At 70.0% G+C, this 3,311-nt stretch carries 2 protein-coding genes; both read right to left on the reverse strand.

Features of this window, described 5'->3' with window-relative positions; translation table 11 throughout:
• Window positions 1-229: 229 nt before the first annotated feature.
• The gene (locus tag AB1578_22880; protein MEW6490744.1) at window positions 230-1,954 is read right to left on the reverse strand and encodes a 30S ribosomal protein S1; all 1,725 of its coding nucleotides are present in this window, start codon (window positions 1,952-1,954) and stop codon (window positions 230-232) included.
• A 131-nt stretch (window positions 1,955-2,085) separates the two neighbouring features.
• A partial coding sequence (locus AB1578_22885; GenBank protein ID MEW6490745.1) for a ribonuclease H-like domain-containing protein occupies window positions 2,086-3,311 on the reverse strand: 1,226 nt, incomplete at its 5' end.

A 3,311-nucleotide genomic window follows, 5' to 3' on the forward strand; every position in this document is an offset into this window, starting at 1 on the left:
CTGGGCCGACTCCCCCCGCCACAGGGACACCGCCACCAGGGTCAGCACCGCTCCGGCCACCAGGGCCAGGAAGAAGCCGAACAGGATCAGCAACCGCTTCATGGGACGCACCTCCTCAACCGAACGACTTGGGGGACGGAGACAGGCGAAGCCGCCGGGGGCCGAAAACGAGAAGAGCCGGGACCCCCGCTGGGGCCCCGGCTCGGCAAACGCCTCTCGAAGCGCCCCCCTACTCGGAGGAGCCGCCCCGGGCCTTGCGGGCCTGGAGGATCTTCTCCCCCAGGGTGGAGGCCGAGTTGGCCGCCATCTCCCGGTTGATGACGTCCAGCGCCTTCTTCTGGGCCAGCACCTCGGCGTCCTCGATGGCCTTCATCGACAGGCTGATCTTGCGCTCCTCCTGGTCGATGTTGAGCACCTCGGCCTGGATCTCCTGACCCACCTGGACCACCTTGGAGATGTCGTCGACCTTCTCGCTGGAGAGCTCGCTCACGTGCACCAGGCCCTCGATCCCCGGCTCCAGCTCGACGAACAGGCCGAAGTCGGTGATGTTGGTGACCTTGCCCTGCACGAGGAAGCCGGCCCGGTACCGGGTGTGGATGCCGGCCCAGGGGTCGGGCTCGAGCTGCTTGATGCCCAGGCTGAACCGCTCGCTCTCCTTGTCCACGTTCAGGACCACCGCCTCCACCTCGTCGCCCACGTTGTAGAGGGTGCCGGGGTGGGTAACCCGCTTGGTCCAGGACAGGTCACTCACGTGGATGAGGCCGTCGATGCCCTCCTCCACGCCCAGGAACAGGCCGAAGTCGGTGATGTTGCGGATCTGTCCGCGCACCACCGTGCCCACCGGGTAGCGATCTTCGAGCAGGTCCCAGGGGTTGGGCTGGCACTGCTTCATCCCCAGCGAGATGCGGCGGCGGTTGGTGTCGAGATTGAGGACCATCACCTCGACTTCCTGCCCGATGGACACCTTTTCGCTGGGGTGGTTCACCCGCTTGGTCCAGCTCATCTCCGAGATGTGCACGAGCCCCTCGATCCCGGGCTCGAGCTCCACGAAGGAGCCGTAGTCGGTGATGGACACCACCTTGCCCATGATCCGGGAGCCGATGGCGTACTTCTCCTCGGCGGTGGTCCAGGGGTCGGGCTGGAGCTGCTTGAAGCCCAGGCTCACCCGCTCGCGCTCGGGGTCGAAGGACAGAACCTTCACCGTGACCTCGTCGCCGATGTCGAAGACCTCCGAGGGGTGGTTCACCCGGCCCCAGCTCATGTCGGTGACGTGGAGCAGGCCGTCGATGCCCCCCAGGTCGATGAAGGCGCCGTAGTCGGTGATGTTCTTGACCACGCCCTGGAGCACCGCGCCCTCTTCGAGGCGCTTCAAGGTCTCCTTGCGGTGGGTCTCGCGCTCCTTCTCCAGGAGCACCCGGCGGGAGAGCACGATGTTGCCCCGGCGCCGGTTGAACTTGATGATCTTGAACTTGTAGCTCTCGCCAATGAGCTTCTCGAGCTGGCGCACGGGGCGCAGGGCCACCTGAGAGCCGGGAAGGAACGCCCGCACCCCGATGTCCACCGAGAGGCCGCCCTTGATCCGTGCCACGATGCGCCCCTCGACCTCCTCGTCGTTCTCCGCGGCCTTGCTGATGGCGTCCCACACGCGGATCTTGTCGGCCTTGTCCTTGGAGAGGAGGATCATGCCGTCCTCGTTCTCCAACGCCTCCACGAGCACGTCGACCTGGTCGCCCACCTTGACGGTGACCTTGCCTTCCGCGTCCCGGAACTCCGACAGGGGAACGAGCCCCTCGGACTTGTAGCCGATGTCCACCACCGCAAAGTCGTTGCTGAGCTTGATGACGCGGCCGCTGGCGACCGAGCCCTCCTCGGCTCCGCGCTCGCTCGCCTCGAGCATGGCCGCGAAATCGAGGTCTTCTTCCATGCGGTGGTCCTGGGTGGTCTGGGTCATCATGTCTTCTTCGTGCCTCCTTGGGCTTTTTATTCAAAAGGGGCCGCAGTGCGCCCCCTCTTGTCGAGCGAAGGCGCGGAGGGTAGCACAGGTTTCCGCGCCGTACAACAAGGGATTCACCCAATTGCAGGAGCCTACGGGCGGTCGGTCCGCACGGGAGACGACGGTGTCCGGGCCCGCGCCACCAGGCAGCGGGGCACCGTGTCCAGCTTCCGTGCCAGCCTCTCCCGGCGGCGCTCCAGGGCCTCCCGGTCCCGGGGAATCCAGGGGCCGCGGGCAAGGGCCTCCTTCACCAGGGCGAGGGCGCCCGCGGGGTCGCCGAGGCGTCGCTCCAGGAGGATCGCGGCCTCCGCCACGGGGAAGGGGTCGGCGGGGGCGAGGCGGCGGAGCGCCGCGCAGGCCTCCAGGGCCTCGGCCCAGCGCTCCCCGGCCTTGTGGGAGCGCAGGAGCTCCCGCAGCGCCCTGACCCGAAGCTCTCGGGGCAGCTCCTCTGCAAGGCCCGCCTCCAGAAGGGGCCCAGCCTCCTCTCGCCGCCCCCGGCGGCTGTGGAGGAGCCCCAGCCCCAGGGCCGGGGTTCCCCGTCCCGTCCCCGCCGCCCAAAGGAGCCCGGCGAGGCTCAGGAGGTCGTCTCGGTTGTGGCGGAAGACCGCGGCCAGACGCGCATCGGCACCCCGGCGGAGGTAGTCGAGGTAGAGGGCCGGGATCTCGGCGCCGGGGACGTCGCCGTGGCGCCGATGGCCGAGGACCCCGGCCTCCAGGGTCACCAGGCGGCAGTCGCCGTGGGCCTGACGCCAGAGGGTGCGGGCGGGGTGGAGGAGGTCCAGGTGCGCCGCTCCCGCCAGGGGCCAGGGCCGGCGGCTGAGCACGTGGCGGTTCTCCAGGAGGGGGCCGTCGTAGCACCGGCCGTTGTAGGTGACAAGGCAGCGCACGCCCCGGAGCTCCTCGGCCAGGGCCTCCAGGAGGGCGGCCTCCCGGTCCAGGTCCTCCAGGAAGAGCTGGGCCAGGCGAAAGCCCGGCCCCGGCGACCACCGGGCCACCCCCACCAGGAACGGCACGGTCCCGGCGCCCCCCGCGAGCCCCGTGGTCTCGGTGTCGAGGAAGGCGATCTCCCCCGGCTCCCGGACCTCTCCCAGGTGCTCGGGGAAGAGGGCGCGGGCGCCGTCGCCGGGTAGGCCCTCGAGCTCGGATGCGGGGAGCCACCCGTGGCGGTGGTCCGGGGGGACCGTCCACTCGGCGAGGAAGACAGGCCCGGAGGGCGCTTCCAGCCGCCGGCCGGGGACGAAGCGATCGACGGGGGCAGGAGGGGCCCGACCGGGTGGCGGCGGGCGCAGGGGCACCTGGGAGGCCGCCACCACCCGGC

It is taken from the genome of Thermodesulfobacteriota bacterium (assembly GCA_040756475.1).
Taxonomy (GTDB): Bacteria; Desulfobacterota; Deferrisomatia; order Deferrisomatales; family JACRMM01; genus JBFLZB01.